The organism is Kitasatospora sp. NE20-6 (assembly GCF_045862635.1).
The window spans coordinates 1-16805 of the sequence record NZ_BPRL01000075.1 but is presented as its reverse complement, the minus strand read 5'-3'; the positions used below and the strand labels follow the sequence as shown (position 1 = coordinate 16805).

The window sequence follows — 16805 nt, the reverse complement described above, 5'->3', positions numbered from 1 at the left end:
TTTGCGGATGACGGTGCGGTGCAGTTGCGGGCGGCGTTCGGGTTTCCGGTGGTGGGGAATGCGGTGGTGGTGCATGTGCATACCGATGGTGGGGGGCGGTTCCTGGTCGGGAACAGGGCGTTGGGTGCGGCGGAGTTTTACCGTGAGGTGATCGGGCCGAAGGGTCTGGTGGCTGGGCAGTTGTTGGTGTTCGTGGGTTGTGATGTGGATGTGTCGGTGGCGGGTGGTGTGTCGGCGGCGGTGGTGATCGGGGGGTTGGCGCGGGGTCTGCATGTGGTGGGTGCGGATGGTCCGGTGTTCACGACGCCGGATGGGTCGGTGCTGGCGGGTCGGTATGACTTCGGTGTGGATGGTCGTCCGGTGGTGGGTAGTTGGCGGCCGGGTCGGTTCGTGCTGCACCGGGCGGGTGGTGGGAGTTTCGATCTGGGGCCGGATCTGCTGGTGGCGCTGGCGGAGCGGGTGCCGGTGCTGGTCGGTGGGGAGTTCCCGGTGAGTGGTGACCGGGTGGCGGGGGCGCCGGGTGAGCTGGTGCGGTGGATGCCGAAGAAGAAGAGCGGCGGGCAGCCTGGTGTACGCGCGGGTGCCGACCTGCGCGACGAGGAGGTGTGGGTCGGCTTCGGAGATCCGGCGCAGTTCCGCTGGCACCTGCTGTCGGCGGAGCTGAAGACACGGATGTACACCTGGTCATGGCGGCCGAAGGTGTGGCTGTCGGGAGGCCACCAGGTGGACGCGCTGGGCCGGATCATGGTGCGGGACGGCGCGGCGGAGCTGCCAGTGGTGGTGAGCGAGCTGTCGGAGCCGCTGGTGAACGGCGTGCGGGAGGGGAAGGTGGTGTACCAGCCGCTGGAGGGGGAAGCGGTGTCGGGGGTCAAGAGTCTCTACCCGTCGCACCTGTCGTGGTCGGTGATCAAGCAGAGTGTCATGCAGGCATACCGGCACGCGGTGCAGTCGGGCGAGGTCAACCTTCAGGAGGGATTCCTGACTGGTCCGGCAGGGGTGGACCGGGTCCTGGGCCGGTTCCAGGGGGTGGACGTGTACGGCAACTGGGTGGCTGGCTATGCGGATGCGGGCGATATCCATACGGCCTTCCCGGCGTACCGGCAGCCAGGTCCGGCGCGGGGGATCGGGGTGCTGGAAGCCAATCCCTGGGTGGTGTCGGCGCCGGTGGCGGCTTCCGCGCGGGTGGTGCCGGAGCCGGTGGCGGCCTCCGCGCGGGTGATGCCGGAGCCGGTGGCGGGCGAGGACACGCGGCGGTTGGCGGAGACGGCTTTGCCGGCGGGGAGGTTGAAGGGCGCTCAGGCCGAGGCGGTGCTGGTGGAGCGGGTGGACGTGTTGTGGGAGGCGGGGCGCCGGGAGGTGGCGGCGGGGCGGTTGAGTGTGGCGGCGCTGCGCGGGTCGGCGGATGCGGCGCTGGTGCACGTGGGTCGGCTGGCACCGGAGGCACGGGTGCGGCTGGCGGCGTCGCTGGGGTTGCTGAAGGCGGTGGCGGTGCTGGACGGGCTCGTGTTGGCGGCGTCCGGGTCGAGCAGTGCGCTGGACGTGGCGGTGATGCAGGGAGCGGTGGCCGGTCTGCGGGAGGCCGTGGGCACGGTGCTGCTGGAGGGCGTGGGCTTCGGCCGGTGGGCGGACGCAGTGCTGCGGGCGCTGACCTCTTTCCAGGAACTTGCGGACGACTGGCACGGCGAGCAGGCGCTGCCGGACCGGTTCAACCACTGGCCGGCGGTGTTGCACAGCTCGGTGCTGCTGTCGCGCCACGGCAGCTCGGTTCCGCGGAGGGTCTACGACCAGCACCTCCAGGTCCTCGCCACCAGGGGCGTCCACCTGCTGGAGGGCGGGGAGCTGACCGCAGACGAACTCGCAGCCCACTTCAGCCTGTTGCGGCTCAAGGACAAGCACGACGGCGAGCAGCGGATGTGGATCAGCGACATCCGCCAGGCCATCGGGGCCAGTCGGCCCGAGACCTACGGGAAGGCCGTCGACCAGCGCCTCGACCACCTCACTGCCGAGATCGGCAGGCTGGAGGAGATGCAGGAGAAGAACCCGGTGCGGCCCCGCACCGCGCCCGATGCGAGGTACGCCACTCAGGCCGCCGAGGTCTTTGTGCGACTCGACACCCTCCACAGGACCCTGGCCAAGACGACGCGGGCGGATTCGGGCAAATTCCCCGAGCGCTATCAGTTCCTCCGTAGTCACGGCCTCCAGCTCAGGCAGCAGATCTGGCAGGCGAAGGAGTTGGGATACCTACCCCATGCCGATGCTGTCGTGCTTACCGAGCGGGTCCTGGCGATGGGCAGGCTCGCCAGCGGGAGTCTCGCCGCCATCGAGCTGTACCAGTCGGAGGCCGAGCGGGCGCTCCGGGCCGGCCGCCCCCTGCTGAACCATCCGTCCGATCCGGACCCCACCACGACGGTGGCCGACTGGAACGACGTCCGCTGGTCCTGGGAGCTGAACGAGATCCACCTTCGCAGCCTGGCCGGTGGGGCCCTCGCCCAGCAGGCGTACGCCCGGAAGCAGAACCTCAGCATGCAGCTCCAGCTGGAGAACCTGCGGATCACCCCGACACCCGAAAGCCTGGAGGACTTCCTCGAGAAGATCAGGGTGGCCGAGGACGACTGCGACGAAGACGTGGCCGACAACCGGGTACGCCGCGTCTGGCTGGCCGCGCAGCGCAGTGAGGGCGAGTGGATTGTCGCCACCGCCCAGCAGGGAGGCCCGACCCGGCAGGACGTCGAGCTGAAGTCCGAGGAACACCTGGGCGAAGTCGGCCTGGAGCGACTCCTGACCGGTGCCGTCTCACCACGGCGCTGGATGCTGCGGATGTCTGAGATCAGGCTGTGGAGGCACGTGCTGTCCGCCGGCCACCCAGTGCTCGTGTACTGGAACTCGCGCGTCCGACAGCTGATGTGCGAGGTTGGCCGGTCGTTCCTGGAGGGCGCAACCGACGGAGTCGTCCTGGGCAACGCCACCTCGCGCTTGCATTCCGCGGGAATCCTCGCCCGCCTGGAGATCATGGCGAACGGCTGGGCGGAACTGGTGCGATCCGGGTTCGCGACCGTGGCCGAGGTGCAGGGCGACCTGGCGCGGCGGGACTTCGTCCAGGAGTACACCCGCGCAAATGGAATGGCACTGCTGGGTGAGCGGGCTCGGCGACTGCTCGACATCCACCTGGCGGTTGCCGCGGGCCCGGATCAGTCGGTGGACTTGGTGGGCTGGCGCAACTCCCTGCTGGACCGGCTGCGCAAGGAGGTCAAGGGGTACGCCGACAAGGGCGCGAGCCCGGCGCCCGCCCAGGGGGGCGACGTCGTGACCGTACCGGCCCGGTACGCGGTGACGGTGCTGGACGCCCTGGTCGAACGCACCCGCAAGCCCACCGGAGCTCCTTCCACGGCGGATTTCGACGGACAGGTCCGCAACATCCGCAAGCTCCTCGACGCCTTCCCCTGCGAAACCGAATTCCAGAGCGAGCGGGGCCCCGTCCCGGCGGCCTCGCCGGACCCCGAGCCCGAGTCCCTCGCCCCGGAGGCGCACGCCGAGATGTCCCGCCAGTTGGACCAACTGGCCGATGCGGTGCAGAAGGTTCTGGCCCACCGGCTCGATGCCGATGCCTACGAGACCATCTCGCGACAGGTCGCACATCTGGTCCACCGCCAGGCCGACCCGGCTCTCGCCCTGCGCGCCGCCGTACTGGCCCTGGTCGGCATGCAGCAGCCGGACGAGATGGTCGTCTCGTTCGCGGTCCGTGCGCTGCTGCGCGTCAGCGCACCCGGTGCCGAATACCCGGCGCGGCACAGGCTGAACGAGGAGGGCGTCGTGAAAATGCTGCGGCGTCTTCAAATGGAGCACGGGGAAGCGGAGTCGACCCGGGCGACCATCATGGGCTTCGTGATGCGGGACCTTCAGGACGCTCTGGAGGTGATCGAGAGCGACCGGAAGTGGCAGGCCAAGTACCGCGGAATGACCGCCGACGAGATCCGGGCCCTGGCCGAGTCCGGGACCGACCTCGCCGCGTCGGTGTCCGCGGTGGCGGACATCGCGGTACGGCGCAGCATCCTGGCCGACCACGGGCTTGCTGCGGTGCGGACGGCTTCGCTCTCGGTGGAGGGGTATCTCGCCCGTCTCGAGCAGCTCCCTCTGCTGGGGGGTGAGTCGGACGGGCCCCTGGCCACGGAGACGGTGCAGCTGCGCGGTGCTGCTTGGACTGCTGCCCTGTGGAACCGCACGCTTGTGCTCGCAGCCACTCCCATGGCGGAGAGCGAGTTCATCGAATTCATGGAGGGGCTGGGGGAGTTCGGTGACCTGCCGCCGGATGGCGCGGAGGACACGGATGACGGGGAGGGCGCGGATGACGGGGAGGGTGAGATGTCCCGCGCCTACCACGCGGACCTGATCGGCGGTCTCATCCAACTGGCCGGATCCCAGGAGAACGGTGGCATCGACCTCCTGCCGCAGCTGGGCGCCCTCGTCGTGCTGCGGGAGCAACTCGGCTACCGGGGGGCCCGGACGACCGGATCGGCCGAGGACGTCGTGCAGGCTTTCCACCGGTGGCTCGCCGCCCTCGAAGCCGTGGGGCTCGACGTGTACCGGGTCGCTCCTGAGCTGGTCCGTGCGTCCTTCGACCGCCTGGCGAGTGCCCGGATCCCGGCGGGTCATGGCTACGAGCGGAGGGCAGGCCTGCTGGCGGCCCGGCTGGCCTCCCCCGACACCCCGGTGGAGGAACTGGTTCCGGTCGACCTGACCGGTCGCAGCACGGGCTGGGACGACCCGATTCCGCCGGCGGCCGCAGGGGCCTCCCGGCAGGCCCCGGTCTCCCCGGGCCCGGCCCGGCCGCCGGCGGAGCGGGGCCTGCACGAGAGCGTGGCGCAGTTCCTGGGCCGACTCACCGCCCGCGAGTCCGACCCCGGACCGGAGCCGCTCGACTCCGAACGGGCCGAATGGCTTGACGAGATCGCGCAGCGGGCGTCCGCGATCGGTCTCATCGCCGGCCACCACGCCCTGCCCGCCGAGTCCGTGCCGACGGCGGCGGACAGTACGTCCGGGGTCGGCGCCGGGGTGCTGTACACAGGTGACATGCCGGTGGGCGCGGTCGAGGGGGAGCCGGGCACGGCCCCGACCGGCCCCGAGGTGGACCCGGAGGCCCTCCTGCTGGCCGTCGCACAGGTCGAGCCGCCCACGCAGGACGAACTCGGTCTGCTGCCCGGCCAGAGCCTGGCGGTCGTCAGGCGGTTCGAGGCGCAGCGGTGGCGGCGGGCGGACGGTGAGGTCGAGCTGCGGGCGGTGTTGCGGGTCTTCCTGGACGTGCAGGAGCAGGGGATCACGCCGGAGGAGCTGGCGGACCTGAGGGAGCGTGCGCTGTGGGAGGCGGGCCGGGCGTACAGCCAGGGTTCGCGGCTGCCGGGTGGCGAACTTCTGCGCGTGCAGGTGGAGTTCGTCGGGGAGCGTGGTGCGGCCCAGCACATCGTGGCGGTCCACCGACACCAGCCCCGTGCCGATCACAGGAACTGGGGCCTCAATACCGCCTCGGTGAGTCTCGCGCACGAGTTGGGGCACCTGCTGGGTTTTGCGGACGAGTACCGCGAGGTGGCTGCTGCCGGGCCGAGGACGGTCTATACGGACGGTTCGCTGATGGGCGGCAACTATCTGGACAGCCGTGGCAGGCCGACGGTGGACGGCCAGAACAAGCCTTCCGGTTGGGGTCGGGGCTGGGTGGCGTCGCGTCACCTGCGGCAGTTGGGTGCGTGGGTGGACACGGCGTTCGGGAAGTCGGTGCCGCGGGTCGTGGACGGCGGGTCGGTGCCGGGTGGGCTGCCGGGGCGGGCTTCGTTCTCGTTGGAGGTGCGAGGGCGGGCGTTGTACGGGTCGTCGTCGGGTGCGGGCGGGCATCTGATGCCGGTGGGGTTGTCGTCGCGGGTGCGGCCGGTCCGGTTCGGGCCCGTGCATGCGAACGGGACGTTCCGGGTGGAGGGCGCGGGTGTCGGTGTGCGCCTGGTCGCGCCGTCGAGCCTCGTGACGGGTGGCCCGGCGGGTGACTTGGCGGTTCCGGTGCAGCCGCTGACGCGGGTGATGTTCCCGGAGACGCGGGTGATGTTCCCGGAGTACTGGACCGAGGACGATGCGGTGTACGCGGCGGAGCAGGCGTACCTGGACGCGCTGCGCAGCGGCGGGACGAGGCCGGTCGGGGCGTTGGAGGGGGTGTTCCGTTGGGCGGGCGTGTACGGCGGGGTGCGGATCGAGGGGGAGCTGTGGCACGGGGAGTTCACCTGGTTCCGTCCGGCCGACGACCAGGAGGGCCCCGACGGGGAAAGCCTGCAGGTCCCGGCGTACATCCCGGCGCCGATGCAGGTGACGGCCAGGGGGCCGGCGTTCGGGCAGCGCGTGCAGGACGTCGTCCGGTACGGCGACCGCCGCTCCCGCACCGGAGCCCACCACGCACCGCCCTCGGCGGTGGCGCGCCGGGCCGGGCTCCAGATCTTCCCTGAAACGGAGAACGAGAACGGTACGTACACCGCGACCGTATGGTTCCTCGACCCCGCCGTGAGGCCCGACAGCCCGGAGGCCAAGGTTCCATCCCTGTGGTGGCTGCACGAGGACGGGGCCGACCACACGATGTTCCCCCGCGACTGGACGGCGGACGACGTCCTCGATGCGGTGGAGGAGGCACACCGCCAGGCCGTCGCAGGCGCGCAGTACGAGTGGGAGCCGGACGGCCGCACCTACCGGTGGGTGGGCGAGGTGCGCGGGGTGCGGATCGAGGGCCTGGTGCGCGACGGGCAGCACGCGGCCTTCCGACCGACCCCGGTACAGCCCTACCTGTTCTGGCCCGCCTTTCCCTGGGTCGGCGAGAGCGAGCGCCGGACCGTCGAACTGCTGGCCGGGAGCGGTCGGCGACGGGCGACGGTCCAGCAGGTGCTGTTCGACAGCGGGCAGCACGGCGTCGTTCTGGGCGTGCACCTCCACCTCCGGGGCGAGGACCGGGACGCCGTCAAACAGCTTGCAGCCCGTCTCAACGCGATACTGGGCAAGGTCTACCACAAGCTCCCGGGGCTGCCGGGCGGCCCACTCGTCCGGGTGGCGCTGAAGCACGCGCTGAAGTCGGCCCCCGGGGTGGTCGGCGTCAAGGTCACCGCGGGGATGGCGGACCGCGACGGCGAGGGACTGAAGGCGCTCCTGATCGAGCTTCTGGGCGTGTTGCCTGACCCGGTGGCCCTCGACGCCCTGGCCCGGGCCGTGCAGGCGCAGCATCCGGTTGCACCGGAGGCGTACTCCGCGCAGGGCGCAGTGGGGCCCGTTGAGGGCCGTACGGCGCTGGATCTGGCGATCAGGGCCGCCGACCCCCTTGCCTACCCCTCGACGCTGCGCGAACCGCAGCCGGGCGCCCGCCATGCCGGGGGCGTGGGTACGACGCTGGTGGACGCCTCGTGGGAGGTTCTCGATGAGGCGTTCGATCCCGGTGAGCGGCACCGCCCGAGCGCGGCCGACGGGTTCCCGGGGACCTGGACGGCGGAGGACGCCCGCTTCGCCGCGTACCGGGTCGTGACGGATCCCGTGTCGTCCAAGGACGCCGGTGGCGGGCTGACCGTCCACCGGGGCGCGTTCGCCGGCGTGCCGTTGGAGGTGGATGTCCGGTCCGGGCTGATCGTCGGGTTCCGGCCGATGGGCGGGGAGACGTCCGGAGCACCCGCGGACACGGCCGTCCCGCCGACGGAGCCGCTGCTGTTCGACGCACCCGGTCCCGTGGAGCCCGCCCCGGCCGGCATGCCGCCCGCCGTGGACGGTGAGGCGCCTGGGCAGGCCGGGGCCGGTACCGTCGTCCTGGCGGAGGCGGAGGTTCTACGGCCGAGCCGTGAGCTGGCCGAGTGGGGCGGGGCCCTCGCTCCCCAGCGGGTCAGGCGTTTCCGGGTGCAACGGGTGCGGCTGGCGGACGGCCGCATCGAGAGCCGGCTGTCGGTGCGGATCCACCTCGACGTCGAGGAGAGGCCCGCCGGCCCGGCGCTCACCGCCGACCAGGTGCGCGAGGTGCAGGACCGCGCCGTCCGGGCGCTCGACGAGCACTACAACACCGGTGCACGGCTGCCCAACGGCGATCTGCTGCGGATGGGCATCGAGTTCGTCGCGGATGCGCCGGACGCCGATCACGTGGTGGCGCTCCTGGAGCACATCGAACGCGAGCATTCGACGGAGTGGGGCTTCGGCAGCCCGCCGTACGTACTCGCCCACGAGATCGGGCACTTTTTCGGCCTGCACGACGAGTACCGCGAGGAGGGCTGGCACGGCTGGCCGGTCTACTCGGACGGCTCCCTCATGACCGGCTACTTCGTCGATGGCCGCGGCCTGACCGACAACGACACCGACTACCGGTTCCCCGGCGCCCTCTCCCCCGGACGCCGCTGGATCCCGCCCCGCCTGCTGCGGCAGCTGGGGGCCTGGACCGAGGGGGCGCTCGGCACCGCTTCCCTCCGCTCCGACCGCGGGATCGTCGTCGCCGCCGAGCGCGAGGCACGCTCGGACGGTCTGCCGTCCCGGGCGGTCTTCCCGCTGGAGGTCCGCCGTGCGGTGCTGTACGGCCACCGGGGCGCAGACGGTCACTTGCCCCCGTCCGGAGCGTCCCGCCGCAGGCGGACAGGACCGGCAACGGAGGTGAACGCCAACGGCACGTTCCAGGTGGTGCGCCCGGTCGGCGCGGGCAGGGGTGCGGCGCGTGCGACCGCCGTGCACCCGGTCGCGGGTGACCTGGCCGTGCCGCAGCCGCAGCCGCAGATGATGTTCCCGGCGTACTGGACCGAGGACGACGCGGTGTACGCGGCGGAGCAGGCGTACCTGGACGCGCTGCGCAACGGCGGGCTGGAGCCGATCGGCTCGGTGGACGGCGCCCACCGGTGGACGGGTGTGTACGGCGGGGTGCGGATCGAGGGCGAGCTCCGGCACGGGGAGTTCACCTGGTTCCGCCCGGCCGGCGACCAGGGGGGTCTGGAGGTTCCGGCGTATGTCCCGGCTCCCCGCCCTGTGACGATAAATGGATCCGACGGGCCCGCGTTCGCGCAACGGGTCGTGGACGCGGCCCGGTACGGCGACCGCCGCACCCGCACCGGTGCACACCACCTGCCGATGTCGAGCGAGGACGTCAGCCACGCTCTGCGCTTCGACCTCCGCGGCAGGCACGAGAACGGAACCCAGCGGGCCACCGTGCACTTCCTCGACCCGTCGGTGCACCCGGACGATCCCGAGGCGGACCTGCCGACGCGCTGGCGCAGGCACGTCGACGGCGACGAGCACACCATGTTCCCGAGGAACTGGCTGCTCGCCGGTCTGATGGACGCCGTGCAGAACGCCCACGGCACGGCTGTCCAGTCGCAGGCGCTTCGGTGGGAGGCCGACGGGCGGACCTATCGCTGGGAGGGCGAGGCAGGCGGGATCAGGATCGAAGGACTGGTGCGGGACGGGCAGCACGTCGCGTACCGCCCGACCGCCGAGCAGCCCTATCTCCGCTGGCCCCGCGCGGCCGTACCCGTCGGAGAGGTCGGGCCGCGCGTCGTCGATGTCGTCGGCCGGGACGGGCTGCCGCACAAGCTGGTCGTCCGGCACGTGCTGTTCGCCAACGGGCAACGGGGGGTCTCGCTCGGCATACCGCTCCACCTCACCGGCGACCCCCAGCCGGCCGCGGAACTCGGCGAGCGCCTGGCCGAGGCACTGGACGCCTGGTACAACGGACTCGACCGGCCCGACGGGGCTCCGCTGGTCGAGGTCCGGCTCGTGGAAGCGCCGGATCCACAGGACGCCGGGCACTCGCTCACCGCCGACGCCTCGGTGGTGAGCCTGCAGGACGAGGACCTGGCGGACATCCTCCGTACGGTCCTGGGCGCCGGGCCGGACGACCTGGTCGACCTGGCCCTGGACGCGGCCGAGCTCGTGCCACCCGTCGGTTGGCGGCCGCCGGTCGACGCGGACCCGGTCGAGGGGCAGAGACGGCTCGGCCGGGCCCTGGAGGCCCTCGACCCGCTGGACCACCCCTCGACCCTGCGCGAGCCCGATCCCGCCGACTCCGGCCGCTCGGACGGCCCGATCGAGAGGTTGCCGTTCGCCGACGACTACGACCCGTCGGCGGTGTTCGCGCCCGGCGGCACTGCCGCCGTGGACACCTTTCCCGCGCACTGGACCGCGGAGGAAGCGGCGTACGCCGCGTTCCGCGTGATGACACGGCCGAAGGTCGTCGTCACCGTCCCGGGAAGCACCTCGGAGCAGGTGATGGGCGGCGTGTTCGCCGGTGTAGAGCTGGAGGTGACGGTCGAGAACGGCCTGATCACCGACTACTGGGCGGTGCCCGATGCAGCCCCCGCGAACGCCCCCACGGGCGCTGTGACGGTCGCGGCCGGGACAGAGGTGTCGGAGGTCCTGCTGGAAGGGCTGGAGACACCGGAGGAGTTCGCGCACGGTGTGCCGACGCCGTCAGGTTTCTTCGTGCCCGTCAAGGGCGCGGCGGGTTTCGCGGACGACGGGCGGGCGCAGTTGCAGGCGGCGTTCTCGTTCCCGAAGGTGGGGAACGCGGTGGTGGTGCACGTGCACACCGACGGCGGGGGGCGGTTCCTGGTCGGTGGGCGGGCGCTGGATGCGGCGGAGTTCCACCGGGAGGTGATCGGGCCGAAGAACCTGGTGGACGGGCAGTTGCTGGTGTTCGTGGGCTGTGACGTGGATGTGCCGGTGAAGGGTGGTCTATCGGCGGCAGAGGTGATCGGGGGGCTGGCGCCGGGTCTGCACGTGGTGGGTGCGGACGGTCCGGTGTTCACGACGCCGGACGGGGCGGTGATGGCAGGCCGTTACGAGTTCGACGTCAACGGTGCGCCGAGAAGGGGCATTTGGAAGCCTGCACGGTTCGTTCTCCATCCGGCGGGTGGTGGTGGGCCGGTCGGCCTCGGGCCTGACCTGCTGGCCGCGCTGAAGGGGCCGTTGCCGACGCTGGTGGGCGGGGAGTTCCCGGTGAGCGCGGAGCGGGGTGCGTCGGCGCCGGACGAGTCGGTGCGGTGGATGCCGAAGAAGAAGAGCGGGGGTCCGTCCGGTTCCGGCGCACCTGGCGCCCTGCGGGACGAGGAGGTGTGGGTCGGCTTCGGCAATCCGGCCGACTTCCGTTCGCACCTGCTTACGGCGGAATTCCGGGTCAGGGGACGCTCGGGGAGCGTGAGGGCGTGGCTGTCCGGGGGGCACCAGCTGGACGCACAGAACCGGATCATGGTTCGGGACGGGGCGTTGTTGCCGGTGGAGGCGCAGGACCTGTCGGAGCCGCTGGTGAACGGTGTACGGACGGGCCGCATCGTGTACCAGCCGTTGGACGGTCCGGCGGCGTCGGTGGTCAAGTCGCTCTACCCGTCGCACCTGTCGTGGTCGGTGATCAAGCGGAGTGTGACGCAGGCGTACCGGCACGCGGTGCAGTCGGGCGAGGTGAACCTCCAGCCGGGCTTCCTGAACGGTCCGGCGGGGGTGGACCGGGTGCTGGGCGGGTTCCAGGGGATGGACGTGTACGGCAACTGGGTGGCGGGCTACGTCGAAGCGGGCGATATCCGTACGGCGCTTCCGGCGTACCGGCAGCCCGGTGCGGCCCGCGGAGCCGGTCTGCTGGAGGTCAACCCCTGGACGGTGGCGGTGCCGCTGCCGGGGCCTGCGCACGGGGCCGCGGCGCAGCGGTCAACGGTGCCGGGGGCGGACGAGGACGCGAGGCGTCTGGCGGAGACGGTGCTGCCTGCGGGGAGACCGAGGAAGGCGCCGGCGGAGGCCGTTGTCGCGGGGCGGGTGGACGTGCTGTGGGAGGCGGGGCGTCGCGAGGTCGTGGCCGGTCGGCTGAGCGCGGTGGTGTTGCGGGGCATGGCGGATGCAGCCCTGGCCCATGCGGTGCGGCTGGACACGACTGCGCGGGGGCGGCTGACGGTCTCGCTCGGGTTGCTCAAGGCCGTCGCGGTGGTGGATGGGCTGGTGGCGGGGACCGGTATGGGCGGTGTGCCGGACGTGGCGGTGATGCGCGAGGCCGTGGCAGGGCTGCGCGAGGCCGTCGGCTCGGCTCTGCTCGAGGGCGAGGGCTTCGGGCGCCGCGCTGACGACATCCTGCGCGCGCTGACCGCACTTCAGGAACTCGCGGACGACTGGCAGGGCGACCGGCTGCTGCCCGAGCGGTTCACCTACTGGCCGGCGGTGCTGCACAGCACCGTTCTGCTTTCCGGCCACGGCGGATCCGTCCCACGGCGCGTCTACGACCAGCACCTCCAGGTTCTGGCCCTCAGGGGCCTGCAGCTGGTCCGGGCGGGCGAGATGACCGCGGAGGAGCTTGCGGAGCACTTCGGCCAACTGCGGCTGAAGGAGAGGAACGAGCCCGAGCAGCGGATGTGGATCAGCGACATCCGCTTCGCGTTCAAGATCGGCGATGACGGATCGTACGTGACGCGGGTTGCCGGCCGGCTCGGCGATCTCGACACAGAGCTGACCCGGCTCCGTGAGCTGCAGGACCGGACCACCCGCCGACAGCGCACGACCGAACCGGACGACCGCACCGGGTGGTGGGCGGCCGGTGTCGGGGACCGGGTCGATGATCTGACCCGGCACCTGGAGGACCTGGTCCTCGGCAACACAACCTGGGCGGAGCAGCACAGGGAAAACCTGCTCAAGAGCTGGGTCCTGCAGATGCGGTTCCAGGTGTGGCAGGCCCGCGAGGCGGGCTACATGACCTACCGGGAAGCGAACCTGCTGAGGGCACGGCACTACCAGATCGGTCAGCACTTCGACCGCAGCATGGCCGCCGAGCACTATCTGCCGCACGCACGTCACATCCTGGGCACCGCGCGAACACTGGTGCGGCATCAGGACGATCCGGACCGGGACGCCGTCAGCGAAGCCGATTGGACCTCGACGGCCCTGGTGCTGGAGGTACAGGAGGCCGACGTCATCGAACTCGGGGGAGGACCCCTGGCGGCGTACGCCCGGGCCTTCGCCCAGCACTTCGTGGGCGTGGAGGAGCTGTGGCGTCTGCGGTCGGAGCCGACCACGGAGAAGTTCGCCGAGTTCCGGGAGACCCTCGTCCGGAAGCAGCGTGCTGAGCTTGCCGCGGCATCGACCCAGCAGCAGGTGCTCGCCTCGATCACCCGCCTTGTGGGGCAGGACCACGACGCGTGGTGGTCGACCCTGCTCGCGCTGTCAGGCACCCCGTCGGAAGCGGAGATCATGCTGCGCCACGCACTTCTGACGGGCCCCGACGCCGCCAAGCGGCTGGCGCTGGGTGTCGTCTCCCCGCGGGCGCTGATGTCGATGCTCGCGGAGGTCCGGCAACTGCGCCACCTCACCGGTGACCCGGAAGGGACCGGCGAGCTCGTGGAGAGGAGCGCCCTGGCGCTGGTCCTGTCCGTCCGCGGTGAACTCCTCGCCGGGAGCGCCGACGGGGTGGTCGTCGCCAACGCCCCGACGAACAGCCCGCACTCGGCCGTCAGCGCCCGCATGGAGACGATGGCGAACTGCTGGGCCGAATTGGTCCGGCTCGGCCTTGCCGGCGAACTGGAGATCCGGACGGAGGTCAATCTGCTGAGTGGCATCGAGAGTCTCGCCTCGGTCGGCGGCATGTCGGAGCTGGGTGACCGGACGATGCGGCTCCTCGACATCCACCTGGCCGTCGCGGGCAGCCCGGCGCAGCCGGCCGCCGCCAAGAAGTGGCGTGACGGGCTGCGTGCGCGTCTGGACGGCGAGGTGCGCGGGTACGGCGGTGCCACGGCGCCGGTCCGCTATGCACGGATGGTTCTCGACGCCCTGGTCGAGCGGGCCCGGCACCACAGCCCGGCTCCGCCCTCCAGTTTCGATGCCGAGGTCCGAAGCCTTCGCAAGCGGTTGGACACGCTCTCACCGGACGTCGGTTTCCGCACGGAGCGCGCACCGATCGCATCCGCCGAGCCGGCGCCCTGGCCGCTTTCCCTCGCTCCCCACGAGCGGCCCGAGGTCGAGCAGCGCATCCAGGAGCTGACCGAGGCTGTGCGGAAGGTCGTCGAGGGCCGCCTCACCAAGGGCGACTTCGGTGTCGTGGCCCGGCAGGTGTCCGAACTCGTCGGTCGTTACGCCGAACCGGAGCTGGTTCTCCGGGCTTCGCTGCTGGCGTTGCTCGGCACCCGGGAGCCGACGTCCGTGCTCGTGCGCCGGGTGTTGGGGGCACTGCTCTCCGTGGTCGGCGCGGGCGCCCCGGAGCAGTCCGGACCCGTCCTCGACCTGGACACGGTCGTCGAGACTCTGGAGCGCCAGTTCGGGGCGGCGGACTCTCCCGAGTTCCAGGGTTTCATGTCAGTCCTCGCCCTGGTACGCAGCGACATACGATGGAACAGGCGCACCGAGGAACCCGGCGACCGCTTCGACGTCCTGGTGTCGAGCGGTATTCAGGCGGTCAGACTCGGGGTGCTCTCCGCGGAGGCGCTGATCGATCGGCTGGACCGGCTGCCGCAGCCCGAGTCGGCGGACGGCGAGCGAGGTCCGATCGCCCACCGGTACGCACGGGCCGCTGCCCGGATCGCGCAGCTTCGCGCCCGCCTGACCGAGCTCGGCAGTGTTCCCATGGCGCAGTCGGAGTTCTTGGCCCACCTCGACCGGACGGTCCCGTTCACCGACCTTCCCGCCGTGCGGCTGGACGGCCAGGCCGGGCGGCCGCTCATGGCGCAGATGGCACATGAGGAACTGCACGTGCTGCTCGACTCGATGCGGGCCGTTCAGGAAGGCGGCGGGATCGACCTGCTGCCACGGCCGGCACTCCTCTTCCTGGTGCGGGCCGAGCTCGCCTTCGGCCATGCCCGTTCCTGGGAGGGTGACGAGGAGCGCCGGTCGAGGTTCGGGCAGTGGCTTGCCGCCGCCGAGCAGATCGGCCTGGAACACCATCGAACGGACCCGGCACTTTTCAGGACGGCCCTCGCGCGCCTGCTGGCCTGCCCGGCGCTCACCGGCTTCGAGCAGAGGCTGGCGGTGCTGGCAGCACGCATCAAGGATCCGGACCTGCCGGTCCGGGAACTGGCACCCCTTGACCCGCAAGCCCGCGCGGAGCTCGCCGAATCCCTCACCCGCAGCGAGGACGACCGCCCTGCACAGCCCCGCCCCGCCGATGGCGAACCGGGCCTCGGTGCGCGCCTGGCCGAGCTGCTCGTTCGCCTGCGAGCCCGGCAGAAGGAACCGGAGCTCCAGCCTGGCACCCCGCAGGCACCCCGCCGGGCCGGATTCGCGACCAGGGCTTACGGCTTCGGATTGGTGGAACGTCAGGTCCTCGTCGAGGTGGCCCCGGAGATCGGCGCTGAAAAGCCTGTCTGACTCCGTGAGGGGGCGGCTGCGGCCCGTGAACCCGGAGCCCCTTTGCGCACGTGTGAACAGAATACGTGTGGGAGCACGATGCACGCGTCGCGGGGCCACGCCTGCGACCGTCCTGCCGGCAGTGGCCTTGCGGCCGCAGGACACCGTAGACACCCCAAGGACCGCGGTGCCCAGGGGCCTGCATCGGCATGCCCGGTGGTCGGCCCGGCCTGCGGACGGATGACCGCCAGGAGAGATATGCGCACCCCTCGAATCCTCAGCAGAGCCGGCCGGGCCGGGCCGGCCTTCGCCCTGGCCGTCGCCAGCTCGTTGGTGCTCTGTTCCTGCTCCGCCCTGGGCCTGAGCGACACCGCCGACCCGATAGAGATGGTGATCGGGGTCGATGTTCCGCTCAGCGGAAAGCTGGCGGCTCCGGGGCTCGGCATCAAGCACTCGGTGGAGTTGGCCCTGGCCAAGGCCAACAGCAAGCATCTCGCGCCGGGGGTGCACTTCACCATGAGAGCCCTCGACGACCAGGCCGACCCGCAGACCAGCAAGACGAATGCGGCACTGTTCGTCGCGGACCCCGCGGTTGCCGGCGTCGTCGGCCCGTACAACTCTTCGGTGGGGCTTGAGATGGCCCCGGTACTGGCGCGGGGCGGGCTGCCGCAGATCTCGCCGTCGAACACCCTGCCGGCTCTGACATGGGGACCTGACTACAAGTCCCGCGGCAAGAAACGCCCCTACACCTCGTACTTCCGGACGGTCACCTCTGACGCCGTCCAGGGCCCTTATGCCGCCCAGTACGTGCGGCACAAGCTCAACCTCGAAAACGTTGCCGTGGTCAGCGACACCAAGGCCTATGGCGTGGGCCTGGCCGACGAGTTCATCGATGAGTTCACCCGGATCGGCGGAAAGGCCGTGGTCCGCTCCAAGCTCGAGGCCGACAGCACCGACTTCGCTGCGCTGATCGACGATATTCGCAGATCGAAGGCCCAGCTCGTCTATTACGGCGGTGAGTCACCGCAGGCTGCTCCGCTCTCCGTGGCGCTGCGAAAGGCCGGTCTCGGTATTCCGCTGCTCGGCGGTGACGCCATGCACGACGACGACTACCTCAAACTGAGCGGCAGTGTGATTGCCGACGGCAACATGGCGACCGCGGACGGGATCGCGATCGACGACCTGCCGTCCGCCTACGGATTCGTCAGTGCCTACGAGAAGGCCGCCTACCCGGAACCGGCCGGCACCTTCGGGCCGTACGCCTACGACAGCGCCTGGGCACTGATGCTGGCCGTGCAGAGAGTCATGTCCGACAACAGGGGGAAGTTTCCCGGGACGACCCGATTCCGCGAGTCGATGGTCCAGGCCGTCCAGGAGATCAGCTTCTTCGGCGTGACCGGGGATCTGGCCTTCGACGAATACGGCGACCGGCGCACCCAGATCGTCTCCCTGTACCGCGTCCGGAACGGGAAGTGGGAGACTGTGGTCCCGTACGGCCGTCTGGAGCGCCGGTAGCGGAGACGCAG

General features: G+C 71.2%; 3 protein-coding genes. 2 read left to right on the top strand and 1 reads right to left on the bottom strand.

The annotated features are described in order from the left end of the window. The coding region (locus tag SNE206_RS34860; protein WP_407917579.1) for a hypothetical protein at positions 1-273 on the bottom strand (273 nt) is incomplete at its 3' end. 72 nt (positions 274-345) lie between these two features. Here SNE206_RS34860 and SNE206_RS34855 point away from each other — a divergent pair. Continuing rightward, positions 346-15300 carry an EndoU domain-containing protein gene (locus tag SNE206_RS34855; RefSeq protein WP_407917578.1) on the top strand — a complete coding sequence of 4985 codons (14955 nt, stop codon included), beginning with the start codon at positions 346-348 and terminating at the stop codon, positions 15298-15300. A 237-nt stretch (positions 15301-15537) separates the two neighbouring features. Then, positions 15538-16794: a branched-chain amino acid ABC transporter substrate-binding protein gene (locus SNE206_RS34850; RefSeq protein WP_407917577.1), complete on the top strand. Its 1257-nt coding sequence runs from the start codon at positions 15538-15540 to the stop codon at positions 16792-16794. Positions 16795-16805 lie beyond the last annotated feature (11 nt).